Source organism: Paenibacillus sp. ISL-20, assembly GCF_018613005.1.
Classification (GTDB): Bacteria; Bacillota; Bacilli; order Paenibacillales; family Paenibacillaceae; genus Paenibacillus_AQ.
On sequence record NZ_JAGGRD010000061.1, the window covers coordinates 104,835 to 123,724 of the forward strand.

General features: G+C 51.2%; 15 protein-coding genes and 1 pseudogene. 12 read left to right on the forward strand and 4 right to left on the reverse strand.

The annotated features are described in order from the left end of the window. Window positions 1-24: 24 nt before the first annotated feature. Complete coding sequence (locus J7E85_RS28700) at window positions 25-771, forward strand: phytanoyl-CoA dioxygenase family protein (protein ID WP_215163316.1); 747 nt, start codon at window positions 25-27, stop codon at window positions 769-771. A gap of 28 nt (window positions 772-799) precedes the next feature. Continuing rightward, window positions 800-1,600, forward strand: coding sequence for a sugar phosphate isomerase/epimerase family protein (locus tag J7E85_RS28705; protein ID WP_215163317.1), 801 nt, complete (start codon window positions 800-802; stop codon window positions 1,598-1,600). 144 nt (window positions 1,601-1,744) lie between these two features. On the opposite strand, the gene J7E85_RS28710 is transcribed toward J7E85_RS28705, so the two are convergent. From J7E85_RS28710 to J7E85_RS28720, 3 genes are read right to left on the reverse strand one after another with little or no spacing between them, the layout of a single operon-like run. Next, on the reverse strand, window positions 1,745-2,275 hold the full coding sequence (locus J7E85_RS28710) for a chromate transporter (protein ID WP_215163319.1): 531 nt from the start codon (window positions 2,273-2,275) through the stop codon (window positions 1,745-1,747). Between the two features lie 26 nt (window positions 2,276-2,301). Continuing rightward, on the reverse strand, window positions 2,302-2,949 hold the full coding sequence (locus J7E85_RS28715) for a chromate transporter (RefSeq protein ID WP_215163320.1): 648 nt from the start codon (window positions 2,947-2,949) through the stop codon (window positions 2,302-2,304). After that, window positions 2,949-4,487: a sulfatase family protein gene (locus J7E85_RS28720; RefSeq protein ID WP_215163321.1), complete on the reverse strand. Its 1,539-nt coding sequence runs from the start codon at window positions 4,485-4,487 to the stop codon at window positions 2,949-2,951. The genes J7E85_RS28715 and J7E85_RS28720 overlap by 1 nt, the downstream gene beginning before the upstream one ends. 123 nt (window positions 4,488-4,610) lie before the next feature. On the opposite strand from J7E85_RS28720, the gene J7E85_RS28725 reads away from it, so the two are divergent. The 10 genes from J7E85_RS28725 (at window position 4,611) to J7E85_RS28770 (ending at window position 18,408) form a co-directional block, all read left to right on the forward strand. After that, the gene (locus J7E85_RS28725; RefSeq protein ID WP_215163322.1) at window positions 4,611-5,462 is read left to right on the forward strand and encodes an AraC family transcriptional regulator; all 852 of its coding nucleotides are present in this window, start codon (window positions 4,611-4,613) and stop codon (window positions 5,460-5,462) included. Window positions 5,463-5,540: 78 nt separating this feature from the next. Beyond that, complete coding sequence (locus J7E85_RS28730; RefSeq protein WP_215163324.1) at window positions 5,541-7,340, forward strand: sensor histidine kinase; 1,800 nt, start codon at window positions 5,541-5,543, stop codon at window positions 7,338-7,340. A gap of 4 nt (window positions 7,341-7,344) precedes the next feature. After that, the gene (locus J7E85_RS28735) at window positions 7,345-8,988 is read left to right on the forward strand and encodes a response regulator transcription factor (protein ID WP_215163326.1); all 1,644 of its coding nucleotides are present in this window, start codon (window positions 7,345-7,347) and stop codon (window positions 8,986-8,988) included. A gap of 196 nt (window positions 8,989-9,184) precedes the next feature. After that, window positions 9,185-10,756 carry an extracellular solute-binding protein gene (locus J7E85_RS28740; protein WP_215163328.1) on the forward strand — a complete coding sequence of 524 codons (1,572 nt, stop codon included), beginning with the start codon at window positions 9,185-9,187 and terminating at the stop codon, window positions 10,754-10,756. A 33-nt stretch (window positions 10,757-10,789) separates the two neighbouring features. Continuing rightward, on the forward strand, window positions 10,790-11,752 hold the full coding sequence (locus J7E85_RS28745; protein WP_098741872.1) for an ABC transporter permease: 963 nt from the start codon (window positions 10,790-10,792) through the stop codon (window positions 11,750-11,752). Between the two features lie 15 nt (window positions 11,753-11,767). Next, on the forward strand, window positions 11,768-12,661 hold the full coding sequence (locus J7E85_RS28750) for a carbohydrate ABC transporter permease (RefSeq protein WP_215163330.1): 894 nt from the start codon (window positions 11,768-11,770) through the stop codon (window positions 12,659-12,661). Between the two features lie 53 nt (window positions 12,662-12,714). Then, complete coding sequence (locus tag J7E85_RS28755) at window positions 12,715-14,730, forward strand: alpha-L-arabinofuranosidase C-terminal domain-containing protein (RefSeq protein WP_215163332.1); 2,016 nt, start codon at window positions 12,715-12,717, stop codon at window positions 14,728-14,730. A 233-nt stretch (window positions 14,731-14,963) separates the two neighbouring features. Further along, window positions 14,964-15,461, forward strand: a complete 498-nt coding sequence (locus tag J7E85_RS28760) for a pyridoxamine 5'-phosphate oxidase family protein (protein ID WP_215163334.1) — start codon at window positions 14,964-14,966, stop codon at window positions 15,459-15,461. Window positions 15,462-15,966: 505 nt separating this feature from the next. Continuing rightward, window positions 15,967-17,265 carry a hemolysin family protein gene (locus J7E85_RS28765; RefSeq protein ID WP_215163336.1) on the forward strand — a complete coding sequence of 433 codons (1,299 nt, stop codon included), beginning with the start codon at window positions 15,967-15,969 and terminating at the stop codon, window positions 17,263-17,265. 75 nt (window positions 17,266-17,340) lie between these two features. Continuing rightward, a complete protein-coding gene (locus J7E85_RS28770) occupies window positions 17,341-18,408 on the forward strand; it encodes a hemolysin family protein (protein WP_215163338.1) in 1,068 nt (355 codons plus the stop codon). Window positions 18,409-18,607: 199 nt separating this feature from the next. Here J7E85_RS28770 and J7E85_RS28775 read toward each other — a convergent pair. Further along, a pseudogene (locus tag J7E85_RS28775) lies at window positions 18,608-18,890 on the reverse strand (transposase); the annotation flags it as partial.

Sequence of the window (18,890 nt, forward strand, 5' to 3'; positions counted from 1 at the left end):
ATCCCTACTTGACTGGAGGTTACGATGATGACAACGCAAGCCCTTTCGAAGCAAGAAGTTGAGTTTTATAAGGAAAATGGGTACTACTTGTACAAGAAACCGCTCTTTAGTGCCGAAAAAATGCAGGTTCTGACATCGATCTTTGAAGAGCAGCTGGAGGAGAAGGGCAGTAAATTATCCGACGAGCTGGATACGCCGCATTTCCGTGACGAAAGGCTGCTCGATTTTCTGTTATCCGATGAGGTACTGGATCTGGTTGAACCGATCATTGGTCCGAATATCGGGTTGTGGTCCAGCCACTTTATCTGTAAAGATCCGCATGTCGGACGTGCTACGCCATGGCATGAGGATTCGGCCTACTGGAATGGCAGATTAAGCAGCTTCGACAAGATTATCACCGTATGGCTGGCGATCGACCGCAGCTGGAAGGAAAACGGATGCATGCGGGTCATTCCGGGTACGCATCGTAACGGTTTCTCGGATTATGAGGAAGTAGATCGGGCGAGCAATTTGTTCGACACCCAAATCAAGAGCGGTTCCGTCGATGAGTCTCAAGCGGTTTACTTCGAGTTGGAAGCGGGAGAATGCTCGCTTCACGATTCGCGGATTATTCATGGCGCGGAGCCGAATACTAGCCCATACCGTCGCTGCGGCTACACCATGCGGTATTTCTCGACGGAAGCGTTGGTCTATCCGGATAAGAACCCGGGCTTTAAAGTGTGGCTGGCCCGCGGAAAGAATATAGCCGGAACGAAATTCGTCAACGAATAACCTGAAGGGGAAAAGGAGAATTCGCGAATTGAATATTCAGCTGTATAAAGCCCTATGGGGCATGGAAGGAAGCTACAGGGACCAATTGACGCGGGCTGCACAGGCCGGTTACGCGGGGATTGAAACCCCGCTGCCTCCTCGGGATCTGGAACGCGAATTCAAAGACCTGCTTGCCGAACTGCAGCTTCACTATATTGCCCAGGTGGTCACTTCCGTTCCCCATCAAGAAACCTTCGCTGAGCAGGTCCGCCGGGCAACCGATTTCGATCCGAAATTGATCGTGTCCCATAGTGCCCGGGATGGCATGAAGATAGAGGACCAGTTGCGTTTTTTCGAAGCTGCGCTAAAGATCGAGCAAGAGGTCGGCATTACCATTGGCCATGAAACCCATCGATCGCGGGCGATGTTCACGCCATGGACAACGCGCCGCTTGCTGGAGGAATTCCCTGAGCTGAGCATTACGGCTGATTTCAGCCATTGGTGCTGTGTGACGGAGACCATGCTGGAGGATTATGCGGAAGACATGGAGGTCGCTATTCGCCGTGCCGTCCATATACACGCGCGCGTAGGTTACGCTCAGGGGCCGCAGGTTCCCCATCCCGAAGCGCCCGAATATAGCCGGGAACTGGCCGCATTTGAAACGTGGTGGAAACGAATTATCCAATACCGGAGCGAGCAAGGGTTCAGCTATACCAGCATGACGCCTGAATTCGGGCCTGCCAATTCCGGTTACATGCATACGCTGCCCTTCACAGGAACTCCTGTCACTGATCTATGGGAAGTAAACGAGTGGATGGCCAAGAGGATTTCGGAACGGATCATGAAATAGAAGAAAAATAAGAACAAGCCGATTTTATTCCGGCTTGTTCTTTGTGCGTCAGAAGGGTATCCTTTTCCGATCGTTCACGCACCCAAGAGGCCCATATCAGTATGCTTATGAGCCGTCTGACGGATTGCGCCTCTCTAGTACAAATTAGAATAAAACAATACCGGCAGCGCCGGCCATGAGGAGAATCAACAACGGGTGAAGTTTGTACTTCAGCAAGAGAAATAAACAGGCCCCGCAAATCAGCAGCGTAGGAATGAGGCCCTGAATGAGCCCTTCACCCTCATCGGGATACCCCAAATGAATAGCTGCATATACAATGAGTCCTGTCGTTACGGGACGCAGGCCATATAAAGAAGATTGTACATATGGATTGCCTCGCATGCGATAGAAGAGGGCGGACAGCAGCACGATGACAACCAGCGACGGCAGGATGATGCCCGCAGTTGCGACGGTTGCTCCGATATAGCCAGCGGACTGATAGCCAATCAGCGTAGCGGTATTGGTGGCGATCGAACCGGGCGCCATACCGGCTAGCGCCACGGTCTGCTGGAATTCCGCTGCAGTCAGCAGCCCTTTTTCCGTTACCTCCTTCTGAATGACCGGAATTACCGCATAACCGCCGCCAAAGGACACGAGGCCTACACTTATGAACATCATGAACAAGTCCCAATACATGTTTCAATCGCCCCGATTCGTTTCGCTCAAATGTAATATTCCAGTTCTGGGCAGCTGTTGATCGCAGCCTTCTTCTCTGTATTCGCTTGAAGGCCCAGCCGTTTTTTGATCTGAATGACGGCCATTCCGCATAGTAAGCTTAGCGCAATAAGATAGAGGGGGTGCACGCCTGTAAACAGCATCACGGATACGGTGGCAAGGGCGGATATCGTTGTCGTTGCATCAAAGACGGCATGTTTGGCCATCCGGTAAGCCGCGACAGCGATCAACGCAATAACGGCGCCATGCATCCCCTTTAAAGCAGCTTCCACCTTGGGTTGATCCCGAAAAAAAACGGCACCTAAGCTAATCAGGATCACGATCAAAAACGTGGGACATGTCACGCCAAGCACAGCCGAAACAGCCCCGGCAATACCGGCTTGCCGGTGGCCGATCATCGCGGCCGCATTCACCCCGACTCCGCCGGGAGCGGAACCAGCAAGCGAGATAAGTTCACCGATTTCCTCCTCGTTTACCCACTTTTTCTTGCTCACCACTTCATGCTCAATTATGGGCAGCATCGCATATCCGCCTCCGAAGGTGGAAGGCCCGATGCGAAAGAAGGTCCAAAATAGCCGGGCCAGCAGCGTTAACCGTTCTTTCAGCCTGCTAAAGTATGCGTTTTTCCTTTCCATTAGGCGTGATGAATTCTCGGCATCGGCATCGGCTCCTTGCCAAGCTCGGCCCAGATATATTTGAGCAGAAGCTCTGCCTTCAGCTGCTCGTACCCCGGTTCGTCCCATAAATTGCGCAGTTCGCCGGGATCTGCATCTAAGTCAAAAAGCTCGCCGTAGGTTTGATTGTAATAAACGGTGATCTTATAGCGCTGCTCGATGTACGTTTTTTGATGAATTGTCGAAGGCTCGTGCCGGAATTCGCAGATAGCGTGCTGCCGCGCGGCGTCCGCGTGACCGAGCCACACTTCCTTTTGGTCGATGCCCGTCATCGCTGGCGGGATCGGTATATTGCAGAAGGAGAGGAAGGTAGGGGCCAGGTCGACCAGGGACTGCATTGCAGTTGTCCTTTTTCCGGTAGGCACCCGTCCTGGATATCGTGCAATGAATGGAAGCTTGATCAAATCCTCGTAATGGAACCCGCCCTTGGCTTGAAGGCCATGCTGGCCGAAGAAATGTCCATGATCAGTGGTGAAGACAACGATTGTATCCTCGGACAGTCCCAGTTCATCCAGTTTATCGAGAATTTTGCCGATATACTTATCCATCATGCTGATCATGCCGTAATACACAGCGATCAGCTTCTTCTTGTCGTACTCCGTTAACCTGGATTTCGAGCCGTATTCGTAATAATGATGGGAACGGTAGCCATGAATGCCGAACCCGGTTTCAGCGAGATGCGAAAAATCCGGATCTTCTTCCTGCGTCAAGCGGAAGTGCGGCGGATTGCGGTCATGCTCACCGGGCGTCAGGGATGGGATCGTGAGTTTTTCCGGATCATACATCGAATCCCATGGTTCCGGCACCAGATATTCCGGGTGCGGGTCGAAGAAACTCGCCCACATAAAGAAGGGGTCATCCGCTTTCTTATATTCTTCCAAAAGAGAGTTGGTTCGATCAGCGATCCAGGTGTTGTAGTGGTATTTTTCCGGGATGGGCCAGGTGTACGTTTGGGAAGGATCCATGGTTCCCGTAGGCGGTAGGAAGTACTCCCGCCAATTGACGCATCCTTGCTCCTCGAGCCATAAAGCATAATGTTGTCCGACATGGGCCTCATTTGTATGGTTGCGGGCCAGCTCGATGTGATCGAATCCGTAAAAAGGGCCGTTAAAATTCCTCCAATACTCCAAATTCTGAAGAATCGGGTAGGCCTCTACGGATGGGTAATCTTCCGTTGATTTCAACGGCTGAAAATGCGCCTTTCCCACCAGCGCGGTCCGGTAGCCTGCGTCTTGGAAGCTTTCTCCCACGGTATGGCGGTCTTCCAGCAGCTTTGTCCCCAAGGTCCATGCTCCATGCTGGCTCGGGTACTGCCCCGTAATGATGGAAGCTCGACTCGGCGTGCAGGTGGGATTGGGGCAATACGCCCGATCGAACGTCGTCCCTTGACGCGCAAGGCGGTCCAGGTTGGGCGTAGAGATTTCAGGCTGAAAGGCTCCGATTGTATTCCAATGCTGCTGATCGCTTGTGATTAGCAAAATGTTAGGTCTTCTCGACAAGTGTAATCCCCTCCTAGTATGATGATATTGAAAATAACGGGTTATAAAAATAGCGAGGTGTTATATTTTTGTTGTCATTTTGTTATTCTTGATGGAAAAATGAAGGAAGAGGAGGGAGCCATGATGCAGGAATACGAATATGAATATGCGGAATTCATCTATTATACGCCGGGATATTTGGATAAAGAGGAACAGATCTGGCCTGTCCGGGCTGGGCGAAGCATTGCCAAGCCCAATTACAGAGTCGGACCGAAGCGAATCGAGTGTTATAGCCTGCATTTTGTACATGAAGGCATGGTACGGCTAGAGTTCGATGACAAGCGAGTGGATCTGCAGAAGAATGATCTGTTCTGCCTGTTCCCGGGCCGGACCTATTATTATCACATGCTTCCCGCGGATTCACCGCTTCAGATGAGCTGGTTGGCAGTGGACGGGAACAGGGTCAAGCCGTTGTTGGAGCTGGCTGGTTTATTTCCGGAAAGCCCGTTCGGCAAACAAATGATATCCTCTAGAGTCAAAGAATCCTCCGAACGCGTGATTGATGCCCTGGCCGGTATCGAGCGCTGGAAACCGGCGGTATCGCTGGAGCTGCACGGCTTGATTTATGGACTGCTCGCCGGCATGGTCCCGGATATGGCTTCCGCACAGCCGACGGAGCTAGCGGGATGGATTCACGAGTGTTTGGATTATATGGAGCTGCATGCTACCGAGGGAATTTCCGTACAACAGGTTGCCGAATTCGCGGGGGTGCATCGGTCGTACTTCTCCAACATGTTCACCCATCAGGTAGGATTGCCGCCGTTAAAATACCTTCAGCGCATACGAATGGAAAAGGCGAAACGGTTGTTACAAGAAACGGACGCAACGATTACCGAGATTGCCTTGTCTCTCGGCTATCCGAATTTGTATTCGTTCACCAGGGCTTTCAAGATTTATTATAAGGTGCCTCCCATAACCATGCGCGGAGCTCAATGATGACCGTACGGAAGGCAATGTGTTTTTGTAAACGTTTACTATCGATTGCTTCTGATCTGGAAAAAGGAGACACGCGCCATGAAACTCTCTACGATTCAAAGGTGGATATCACCCAGACGAAGTATTCAGGGGAAAATCTTCATTGCGTTCAGTGCGGTTACGCTCGTGTCCATCGTCTCCATTACGGTCATCGTGTATATGAGCATGCGCGAGACGATCATGCAAAATGCGATCACCTCGGTTTCGGACAGCATCAGGCAGGCGGATGAATCACTGAATATGATGCTGGAAGAGATCGACCGGCTGAACACCGTCGTGGTGACCAACAAAAACACGGTGATCGACACCTTACTGAGCCCTCATGAAGAAATTAGCTATGAATGGTTTCAAGAGCAGAAACGGATCGATGAGTTTCTATCCGTGCTGATTGATTACAAGCCTTATATTTCACGAATTGCCGTGGTCGGTTTGAACGGCAAGGTATTTTTCTCGGGTGGTCCGTGGCTGGACAAGACGGTCTTGGGGACCGGAATGATGGAGTACATGCTCCAGAATGGATCGCGTCATGCGTATTTCAAGCAGATCGGGGTGTCGGATGCCATCACGATCGGGCGGGAGATCCGATATAACCGGGAACCGATCGGGGTTGTCATGGTGGATTTGAATTATGATTTCATCCAAAAAACATATGGCGTGAAGCCGACCACCGATAGCATGGTCTATGTGCTGGACAAGCAGGGCGGGTTTGTCTATGAGGCCGAATCGGCGCCGTCCTTCGCCCCGTCGTTCGAGAAGATCCTCAGCATCCACGGAGAACTCGCAGGGAATGGGGATGCCATCAAGCAAGCCATTGACGGCAGAGACTACATCGTTGTCAGCCGCCAATCCGGTTATACGGGATGGACTACCCTGGCTTTGATACCGATGGATTCGCTGCTTAGCGAATCGACAAGGCTCCGTAAACTGTTGGCGGAGGTATCGGTTATCGTCTTCATCGTTGTCTTGATCGGTTCGCTGCAGGTATCTTCCCGAATCACCCTTAATATCCGGAGGTTGAAGTCCTTAATGATGTTTGTGAAGGAAGGGAATCTGACGTTTCCGAGAAAAGAGATAACAAGCGAAGACGAGACCGGGCAGCTGTACCGCGTCTTTATCAGCATGGTGGAGGAATTGAAGAGACTGCTGGAAGGGATCCGGGTCAGTGAGAAAGAGAAGCGGGAGGCTGAGTTAACGGCGCTTCAGGCGCAAATTCATCCCCATTTTTTATACAACTCGCTGAACACGATCAAGTATTTGGCCAAGATGAATGGCGTGCCGAATATCGAAGAGGTGTCCGGATCGCTGATTGAGCTTATGCGCGGCGTTCTGGGCAATTCCAGTGAATTTCTGACGGTGAGGGAGGAGCTGGATTATGTTGAACGCTATATCTCGATCGTGAAGTACAGGTATATGGAGCCGATCCGGATGGTTACCCAGATCGAGGACGACGTTTTGCTGGAATGCCGGATGCTGAAGCTGATGCTGCAGCCCCTTGTGGAGAATGCCATCATTCATGGAATCGGAGCGATGGAGCAGGAAGGGCTCGTGCTGATACGCGTATGCGATGAGGGCAGCGATCTGAGGATTGAAGTGATCGACAATGGCAAGGGCATAACGGAAGGGCAAAGGGCGCACCTGCTGGGTGGGACGGGCACGAAGGGGGAAACCTCCCGTTTTAGCGGTATGGGCGTACGCAATGTGCATGAGCGGATCGTTCACATGTACGGCGATTCATACGGCGTCAAGCTGTACAGTGAGCCGGGATTATATACAAAGGCCGAGATCCGGCTGCCGAAAAAAATGGAGAGTTCGGACAAATCCCGACAAGAGGTGATATAAAGCCATGTTTCAAGTGCTGCTCGTTGATGATGAGCCGCTCGTGCGGCATGATCTGAGAACGTTATTGGACTGGAATGAGCATGGATTCGAATTATGCGGCCAAGCGCATAACGGATTGATGGCCTTGGCCATGATTGAGCAGTCTCCCCCGCATATTGCGATCATTGACGTGAATATGCCCGAAATGAACGGCGTAGAGCTCAACCGGGCGATCAAAGAACGGTTTCCGTTCATTCAGACGATTATGCTCAGCAGCTATGATGATTATGACTACGTGCGGGAGTGCCTGAAGAACGGCTCCATTGATTATTTGTTGAAGCATCGGCTGGACGGTGCAGCGCTGGTCACCCTGTTAAATAAAGCGGTCATGGAATTGCGGCAGGAGGACCGGTTGCTGGAAGAACGCATGGCTAACGAGGCCGTGGCCGAAAGGCCGAGTCCCGTGTTGCTCCGTGATTATATCGTGTATCTCGTTAGCGGGAGGAAGGATGCAACCACGGAGGTGGAGGCTTTTTTACAAAAAAACCGCCTGTACACCCACGCGTTAAGTTATGCGGCAGCGGCTGTGCAGATTGTTCCGTTCCTGCTGCTGACGGAGTCATACAGCGACGTGCAAACGAACCGGCTGGTTCAGCAGGTGGTCGATATGATGCAGCAGAGCTTGGGTGATATTCAGGAGCGGACGGCGGCTTATGTGGAGGATGGAAGGTTTATTATTGTGTTTGCGTTCAAGGAGCGGAGCGAGCATGCCATCAAGAACGAAATAGCCGGACGGATGAGGAAGCTTCAGCATGCGCTTGAGCTGTTCCTTAATTTAAAATGCGTCGTCTCCGTCGGACATGTATGCACCAGCTTGTCACAACTCGGCTCAAGTTATAGCTCCGCTGAGCGGGTGCTCGACGCTTCCACTGCGGAACCGTCGGGAAGCAGTGCGGCTCCAAGGATACCGGGCCGGGCCGGGGGACTTGCGGGCGGAAACCAGCAGCGCGTATCGTTGACGATCGAGGAACACAAACAGCTTCTGCTTTCGATTGAAAGGCTGGACATCGAAGACGTGCACGGGTTAATCTCCTCCATCTTTGCTTCGATCTGCCATCTGCCTATCCATTCGCATACGGTCCAAATGATAGTCAGCGAGCTCATGCAAACCGGGGATAAGGCATGGAAGACATGGATGCCATCTGCGGAAGCCGTGAAGGAGAAGCTTCCTTCAAGAAGCGAGCTCGGAAGAATCGGCAGTGTCGGGGAGTTGGTGCAATGGCTGCAATCATACTATGCGGGCTTGCTTAGCCTGCTGAAGCAGCACCGTGCAGGAGGGCCTTATTCCCGGCATGTCACGCAGGCCGTTCATTTTATTCTGGAGAGGTATCCGGGTTATGTCACGCTGGAGCTTGCCGCCGGCGCAATCGGCCTGAACTCTTCTTATTTAAGCAGAATATTCAAGGAAGAGACGCAGCGGACGTTCTCGGAGTATCTGAATCGGGTTCGAATTGACGCAGGGCGGAAGCTGCTGGAAAGCGGCAAATACTCGATCAAGGAAATCAGCAATCAAGTGGGTTTCACGACCCATAACTATTTTTTTAAAGTATTCAAGGAAATAACGGGGGTAACCCCGCAGGAGTATTTGAACCGCTTGGGAAGAGGATAGGCCAAAAACCAAGTATTCAGATCGGCAGAAGAACCGTGCGGGGAGGCCGCCGCTTCCAAACCGTAAAATATGTGGAGTAAATGGTCATATTTTTGTAATGGGCCGTCTTGAAGGGTGAATTATAATAATCACACACCAATAGTAAACGCTTACAAATGGCGCTTGGTGAATGAAGGGATATGGGGGTCGTTTATTTATGCGTAAACGCTGGGGAAGAAACGCGGTCATCACGATGATCGCTTCCAGCTTGATGCTGGCCGGATGCAGTTCCGATGGAGGTTCGAAGAAAGAAGCAACACCCGAAAGTACAGAGAATGTGGTTCATGCTACAGGGTTTCCGATTGTAGAGCAGCCCGTGGACCTCAAGATGTTCACCCGGATTGCACCCGTGAACGGTCCGTTCAAAGAGATGCCGGTATTTCAGGATTACGAGAAATTGAGCAATGTGAAGGTAGAATTCATTGAAGCGCCGACGGATGGTTTCCAGGAGAAGAAAAATCTGTTGTTCGCCTCCAACGAGCTGCCTGATGCCTTGTTCCGTTCCGGCCTATCACCGCTCGAGGCCGTTCGCTACGGATCGGCAGGGCAATTGATTCCGCTGGAAGGCCTTATCGATGAATATGCTCCGAATCTGAAAAAATTGATGGAGCAATATCCCGAAATTCGCTCGGGCATCACAACGCCGGAGGGGCATATCTATGCGATTCCGGGCATTGTAACACTGGGCGCGGCACGGACGGATAAGAAATGGATCAACCAGATGTGGCTGGAGAAGCTGAATCTGGAGGTGCCGGAGACGACGGACGAATTGTATGACGTGCTGCTGGCCTTCCGTGACGGGGACCCGAACGGCAACGGTAAACAGGACGAAATCCCGATGACGGCTCGGCTCGGATTGCCGGTTGTGGCCGCAATGAGCGGATCATTCGGACTGGATTCCCAGCTCGGCTATAACGTCAATATCGAGAATGACAAAGTTAGCATCTGGATGGGCAGCGACAAGAATAAAGAGATGCTCATGTACTTAAACAAGCTTTACAAGGAGAAGCTTCTGGATCCCGAGATTTTCTCACACACCGAAGCGCAATATTTGGCCAAGCAGGGGTCGGGCAATGCGGGATTCTTCTTTGACCAGACCAACAATAATTTCTTGTCAATCCAGGACCAGTATACCGGAATCGCGCCTCCGGCTGGCCCGAACGGAGATCGGATGCAAAGCCAGGCCTTGCCGATTGCGCGGGATTTTGGAGCCTTTGCCATCACATCCATTAATAAATACCCGGAAGTAACGATGCGCTGGATCGACTATTTCTATAGTGACGAAGGATCGACGCTTCTGAGATTCGGCAGGGAAGGGGAGCATTATGAACTTAAGGACGGGATTCCGTTCTATACCGAAGATTTCCTGAAGGATATTACCAATCAGGCCAAAATCACGCCTTACGCCGGCGGAGGGGCACCTCATCTCATCAGCGAGCAGGTTGCATCTTTCATCAATCCGCCGCAGGTGAAGGAAGCGCAGCAGAAACTGGATCCGTTCATGCCGGAGGTCCGTTATGCGGCTCCGATGTTTGATGAACAAACCGCACAGCAGGTCAACATTCTGCGCAACGATATCGACAAATATTACGAAGAGCAAAGCACGAAATTCATTGTTGGCGCCCTTAGCTTCGACAAGTGGGGAGAATTCCAATCCACGCTCAAGAAGATGAAAGTAGGCGAGCTGGAGCAATTGTATCAGGATGCCTATGACAAGATGCAGAAATAATGCTGCTACATCATGGATAAGGAGTGGATGCCCATGAAGCGTGTCAAAGCCGATACATCGATGGCTCTGCCTCGAAGCGATTCGAGGCGGGGTCCCCGCCTTTTAAGGCAAATGGCCAAGCGATATGACCTGTATCTCATGCTGCTTCTGCCGGTCGTCTGGTATCTGGTCTTTCATTATGGTCCGTTGTACGGGCTGCAGATCGCGTTTAAAAATTTCAATCCGGCAAAAGGAATCCTCGGCAGCAGCTGGGAGGGCTTCGGGCATTTCGAACGCTTCTTTGATTCGTATTATTTTTGGCGGCTGTTGTGGAATACACTGTCCATCAATTTGTTTTCCTTGTTGATCGCCTTCCCGATTCCGATCTTGCTGGCGCTGATCATCAATGAAATACGCAACAAGACCTTCAGCAAATGGCTACAAAACATTACGTACATTCCACATTTTATTTCGGTGGTTGTGATCGTTGGCATTCTGAACGTGTTCCTCTCGCCCAATAGCGGTCCGATCAATCTGTTGATTGAGGCCGTCGGCGGTACGCCGATCCGTTTTCTTGAGGAAGCTAGCTGGTTCAAGACCATCTTTATAGGATCTAACATCTGGCAGAACATGGGGTGGCAGTCCATCATCTATATTGCGGCTCTGAGCGGGGTGAACCCGCAGCTCTACGAGGCGGCCAAGATGGACGGGGCGTCGAGGCTGCGGCGTATTTGGCACATCTCTTTGCCGGGAATCGCGCCTGTCGTTATCATTTTGCTTATTTTGGATATCGGCCATTTCATGAACATTGGTTTTGAGAAAATATTGTTGATGCAGAACAACTTGAATCTGGAATCGAGCGACGTCATTTCCACGTTTGTCTACACGACAGGTATTTTAAAGGGAGAATACAGTTACACGGCAGCGATCGGGCTGTTTAATTCGGTCATCAATCTGATCCTGCTGCTGTTCGTAAACCGGATTGCGCGTAAGACGTCAGAGACAAGCTTATGGTAAAGGAGGGGACGCGCCATGCCCAAGCCGTCGATAGTAAAAGAAGCCGCGAATGAGCGGGTATTCGATGTCATCCTATACGTGATCGCCGCGATCATTATCGTCATTGTGCTGTACCCGTTGATTTTTATTGTCAGCGCTTCGTTCAGTGATCCGACAAGGGTATTGAACGGCGAAGTTTGGCTGCTGCCGAAAAGCGTCACGCTGGATGCCTATGCGAATATTTTGCAAAACGAAAAGATATGGATAGGATATCGCAACACGATCTTCTATACGATTGTCGGTACAGTGATCAATATTATCATGACGATTTTGGCGGCTTACCCGCTATCGAGGCCGGATCTTCCGGGGCGCAATGCCATCATGGTGTTTATTACGCTGACCATGTTCTTCAGCGGAGGGTTGATTCCAACGTATCTGCTGGTCAAGGATTTGGGAATGGTCGATACGATGTGGGCGCTGATTGTTCCCGGCGCCATCGCCACTTACAATCTGATTGTGATGAGGACCTATTTCCAATCGAGCATTCCCTGGGAGCTGCAGGAGGCCGCCCATATCGACGGCTGCTCCAACTGGAGGCTGCTTTTCAGTATCATTCTGCCTCTGTCCAAGCCGATCCTGGCAGTCATGGTTTTGTTTTATGCGGTAGGTCACTGGAATTCATTCTTTAATGCGCTCATCTATATTCGTAACGAGAATTTGCACCCGCTTCAGCTGGTGCTGCGCGAAATTCTGCTGATCAGCCAATCCGCTTCCGTGGACGGCAGCGTTGGACTGGAGGATAAAATTTTACTTGCCGAGAGTATTAAATACGCGGTAATTATCGTCTCAAGTTTACCTGTACTGCTGATGTATCCGTTCGTGCAACGGCATTTCGTTAAAGGCGTCATGATTGGATCGATTAAAGGTTGATTTCCGATACCGATCGCACGGGCCAGCCTAAAATTCCTTTGGGAGGTTTTATGTTGAATACGAACGCAACGATTACCATTGATTGCAGCCAAAAGAGCGAGCATACGATCAATCCTTATCTGTTCGGGCACTTTGTGGAGGATATTCGGGACCATATGGAGGCGATGCTCGCGTTTCCGTTAAAGGACATGGATTTTGAAAGCGAGGCGGAGACCAAGACGCCGGTATCGGGAAGCTGGCGCGCCTATACCAACGGGCGTAACACCAGGTACGCCATGGAAGCGCCGGCACCCCGGCATTCGGGACGCGCCCAGCGCATCCGGATCCTGAGCGATGATGAAGCCTATGCTGGCATCGCGCAAAAAGCGGCATTAAAGGGTCCGATGAAGTATACGGTCCGGCTTGTTGCCCGTGCTTCCATTGAGCTTCAATACGTGAGGGTCGAAGCCGTGGATCGGCGCACGAAAGAGACGCTTGGTCAGCTTCGCGTGGAGCTGTGCAGCCACAACTGGCAGGAATACGAGGGAGAGCTGTCCATAACACGCGCTTGCAGCGATGCCGAGATCCGGGTGTATGTTCCGGCCGAGCATCCAAGGTGGATCGATCACGTATCCACCGGCATGCTCTGGATCGATCACGTGTCCCTGCTGCCGATCGATAGCATTGCGATGGTGAAGCGTGAAGTGATCGAGATGACGAGAGGACTGAATGCGGGCATGATGAGGCTCGCGGGCAATTACATCAGCGCCTACCATTGGGAGCATGGCATCGGACCGGTCCTGGAGAGACCGGTTATGTACAACGAGGCTTGGGGAGGATGGACCAGCAAATATTTCGGAACGGACGAATTCATCCGCTTTTGCCGCGAGCTGCAGGTGGAGCCTTTGATATGCGTGAACGATGGATCGGGTACCCCTGAAGAAGCTGCGCAGTGGATCCAATACTGCAATGGGAGCGTTGATACGCCGATGGGAGCTCTGCGAGCCCGAAACGGTTTCCCTGAACCATATAACGTCAAGTATTGGGAGATCGGCAACGAAGTATGGGGCCAATGGCAGGTCGGCACTTGTACGGCAGACCGGTTTGCGGAGCGGACGATCTCGTTTGCCAGGGCCATGAAGGAGGCGGACGATTCCATCGTGCTGCTGGCCTGTGGACATTACGAGCAGGAATGGAACCGAACCGTGCTGGATCTGGCAGGCGAGTATATGGATTATTTGACGCTGCATTTGTATCACGGCTACGGACCCTTCGGCATGAACCGGGATACGCCGGCAGAGGAACGATATAAAGCGATTGCCTCTTATCCCGAGTGGACCCGGCACCATATCCGGCAGACAACGGAGCTGATCCGATCCCAGTCGAAGCATAGCCACGTGAAGCTGGCGATCACCGAGTACAACACAATGTACTATCCGAATACGGTGCGAAAAGGGCTGCCGAACGAACATACGCTGGGAGCCGCGGTGGCCAATGCCGCCAACCTGAACGAAATGATTCGCTGCAGCGACATGGTGCATATCGGCAGCTTCTCCGATCTTGTGAATGGCTGGCTTGGAGGATGCATCCGGGTCGGGGACTACTATGCGGATCAGTATTGCGGCAAGGAGCCTGGATGGAGCGGGCTTCCGCTCACGATATACGGGACGCCGACTTATGAAGTGTTAAAGCTTTACGCGAATCGGGACGTCCGGCGTATTCTCCCCGTTCAAGCGGAATGTGGAACTTTCTCCGTGGCATCAAGCAAGAAGACGCCTGTGGAGCTAGACGCGCTTCCGGACCTGGACATTGTGGCCGGGACGAATGACGACGGCAACAATGTCACCGTATTTATCGTTAATCGCAGCTTGGAGGAGGTAACAGCCGTGCTGGATCTGCAGGCCTTCGAGGCTTCCGGTGAAACGATCCTTTATGAAATCACCGGCAATTCTTACGATGATATTAACTCCGTATTCCAGCCGGATCATATTGTGTGCAAAGAAAGCAAGGTGCCGGTAGAAGCATGGCAGCGGGGGCATCGGTTACGACCTTCATCTGTTTACGCACTTGAATTCAAAGCGCGTGTATAGTGGCGCGCAAGGTACAAAGAAATAAAGTAAGCTTCATCATAACGAATTGTTCACAAAAAGTCGGACTGCGCTGGCAGTTTCCGGCTTTTTTTGGTGCAGGCGGATGGTTTAGGCTCTGCCTGGATCATGATAGATTGACTCAGCAAAGGAAAACGGAATTATAAAGGATTCATCGTTTAACTCAATTATGGGAAGTGTAAATACAGACTAAATACAAGGATGGGGTGATTCAGATGTCAAACGGAACTGTAGTGAACCAAGAAGCGGTCGAGACCGTGAAGGATATTATTAAGGATATCGAAACGGCGATGTTCTCCACGATATCGGAGGGCGGGATCAATTCCAGACCGATGCAAACGCAGGATATCGAATTCGACGGCGATTTGTGGTTTTTAACGAAAAGGGACACCAGCAAATATCAAGAAATTACGGCCAATCCCAACGTCAATGTCGCTTATGTCGGCAACTCCTATGTATCGATTCGGGGAACGGCCCGAGTCGTGGATGACCTTGGGCGGAAAAAGGCGCTCTGGAATGCGGCATATGAGAAGTTTCTGCAAACGTCCTACGACGATCCCAACATTATTCTGATCAAGGTGGATACAGATACCGCGGAGTATTGGGAAACCGGAAACAAAACTAAAACGGTGAAAGCCTTCTTCAAAAAAATGGTGGGCCAACAGCCGAAGGGTGACTCGGATATTAACAAAACCGTCGATCTCCATGGATAACGAAATACGTAACAACATGATGGAAAAACCGCAGGATCCAGCCACGATCCTGCGGTTTTTTCCTGTAAGTTGAACCAGCCTGCACGGATCCCTCCAGACGAATGCCATTATGGTTATGAATGGATGAGCAATAGATGAAACGTACATTTTAATACATAACAGGGCATATTTAGTACCACGAAGGAATATACCTCATCAAACAAGTGAGAATTATGTGAATTCGTGCTGGAACCCGCCCTCAAACCATAACGTGCAACTGGATGGTTTGAGGGCTGTCATGATATAATTTTTTCGTAAATATGAAAAATAGATTCCTGGAGAGGAGGTAGTACATTGGGAAGGCGTTATTGCAAATGGATCAAATTGCGGAATTAGGCTGTAATATTCTCATCTGCGAACTACCTCTTTTTCATGGAAATATCGTATATAGACATGACCTGTTCTGATGCACAACATAGGGCCTTTATTTCAATCTGGAGGTGAATCCCTCTGAAGAGGGAAATCATTGGATATTATTACCATCACTAATTTAATCATGCTTGCCATATTGATTGCGTTGACCGCTTTTTTCGTGGCGTCCGAGTTCGCCGTCGTTAAAATCCGCATGTCGCGGATCGATCAATTGATAACGGAAGGAAACAAGAAGGCGGTTGTTGCCAAAAAGGTAGCCGGGGATCTCGATTACTATCTCTCGGCCTGCCAGCTCGGCATTACGGTTACGGCGCTGGGGCTCGGGGCCATCGGCAAGCCGGCCGTTGAACGCATCATGTACCCTCTATTCGATTGGTTTGACGTATCGGCTTCAACGGCCTCGATTGCCTCTTACGCCATTGCGTTTATTCTCGTGACATTTTTGCATGTCGTGGTTGGGGAGATGGCGCCCAAGACCTTGGCTATTCAATTCTCGGAAAAGACGACGCTGCTCCTTGCAGCTCCGCTGTATGGGTTTGGAAAGTTGATGTATCCGTTCATTTGGGCGTTAAATGGAGCCTCGCGCGTGCTGCTTCGTTTGTTCGGCGTGAAACCTACGCCCCATGAGCAGGCCTATTCGGAAGAGGAACTGCGCATCGTCATGGCGCAGAGCTTTCAGGGTGGCGAGATCAATGAGACCAAGCTGGCTTACATGGAAAACGTGTTTTCGTTTGATGAGCGAGTGGCCAAAGACATTATGGTACCGAGAACGGATCTGATCACACTGGATAAAGGCATGAAACACCCGGACATCGTCCGCATCCTGGATGAGCACAACTATACGCGGTACCCTGTCATCGAGGACGGCAGCAAGGATCGGGTGGTTGGCGTCGTCAACGTCAAAAAGATGCTGCCCCACATCGTGGCCGGACGAGACCGCAAGCTGGAAGAATTCGTTCGGGATCTCCCGGTCGTCCTTGAATTTACGCCGATCCAGGATGCCATGCTGAAGATGCAGCAGGAGCAGATGCATATGGCTTTGGTGATTGATGAATACGGCGGTACGGCGGGGATTCTGACCCTGGAGGATATCTTGGAAGAGATCGTAGGGGAAATTCGCGACGAATTCGATGAAGATGAAGTGGCGGATATCCGCAAGATCGGTGAACGGGAATACCTGATAAGCGGACGGGTTCTCTTGGAGGAGCTTGAGAAGCGCTTCGGCTTGGTATTCGAGGATAACGAGGAGATGGATACGATCGGCGGCTGGATACAGTATCAGAAAGGCACGACGGCTCAAGACGGCGATGAGATCCAGCATGGTGAGCATGTATGGGCCGTAGCCGAAACGGATAATTTCCAGATCAAACACGTCATTCTCAGACACGGGTGATCAAGGGCATAGTGATCCCGTGTACATTCAGACCATAACTTTTTTGGAGGTGAATCCCTCGCAAGAGGGAAATCATTGGACGGAATAATCGTGTTAAATTTATTTTTGGTAGCTGTGTTTATAGGACTGACTGCATTTTTCGTGGGCGCCGAATTCGCCATATTGAAGGTGCGGCTGTCCCAGATCGATCAATTGATTGCAGAGGGGAATAAACGGGCAGTCACGGCCAAGAAGGTAGCCCATGAGCTGGATTACTACTTGTCCGCTTGCCAGCTTGGAATCACCATTACGGCCCTCGTGCTTGGCGCTCTGGGCGAACCGACCGTCGAAAGGATGCTGCATCCGCTGTTTGAACGATTCGACGTGCCGGCGGCGGTTGCAACGATACTCTCTTATGCCATTGCCCTTGGGATCATTACGTTCCTGCACGTCGTCATCGGGGAACTGGCACCTAAAACATTAGCGATTCAATTTGCCGAGAAAATGACGTTACTGCTGGCATCTCCCTTGTATTGGTTCGGGAAGATCATGTATCCGTTTATCTATGCACTGAATGGAGCTTCGCGTCTTCTGCTTCGATTATTCGGCGTAAAGCCGGCAGGGCATGAAACGGTCCATTCCGAAGAGGAATTGAAGTGGATCGTGGATCAGAGTTACGAGAGCGGCGAAATTAACCAAACCGAGATGGGTTATTTGACCAATATATTTGCTTTTGAGGAGCGCACCTTGCGTGAAATCATGGTCCCAAAAGATCGCATCGTAACAGTAGAACGAGGGTGGCCCCTTGCCAATATCCTGGAAGTTCTCGGCGAGTACGACTATACCCGTTACCCGGTGACGGAAGCGGGACGCGCGGAGGATTTCATCGGGTTTATCCATACGAAGGAGATGCTGACGGGCATAGCGGCCGGAAGAAACTGCAGCGTGAATGACTTTATTCATGACATGCCGCGTTTTCCGGAATCATCTTCGATCAAGGACGTCCTGATCAAGATGCAGCAAATCCGCGTTCATATGGCCGTCGTCGCGAACGAATCCGGCACGGCAATTGGGCTGGTGACGATGGAGGATATCCTGGAGGAAATCGTGGGCGACATTCGGGACGAATCGGATCGTCACGAGCTGCAGGGTGCACAGGCCTAAGCGATGGCGAATTAGCATCGGGCACGATCTAAGAATATGAAAATGCCATTTGCACCGTTCGGTGGTGAGAGGGCATGATCTTGAATCATGGAAAGGAGCTGTCCCATAAGTAGGTTTGCTCACTTGATGGACGGTTCGTCCGATTAAAAAATGTTTCAAATGAAGAAATGGCGGTGATCAGGATGTCACCGCCATTTCTTGCTTTTCGGTCTGTTGCCTCTTGCTTGAGCAGATTATGGGCAAGCGAAAGCCATCCGACCTCTAGGCTCACTTTCGTCAGTCCTCGAAGCAGAAATCGCCGGAATCCCCGGTTATTCTTCAACTGCCCAAACACACTCTCCGGTTCGACCATTCGCCGCACCGACAACGCATAGCCTTCCTCACTTCGAAGTTTCTCTCTCACTTGCTGCTTGTAACGAAGATACCTGAGACTTACGCTGATTTCCCGGTTCCCTTGGGCTTTCGTGCAAGCTGCTTTGAAT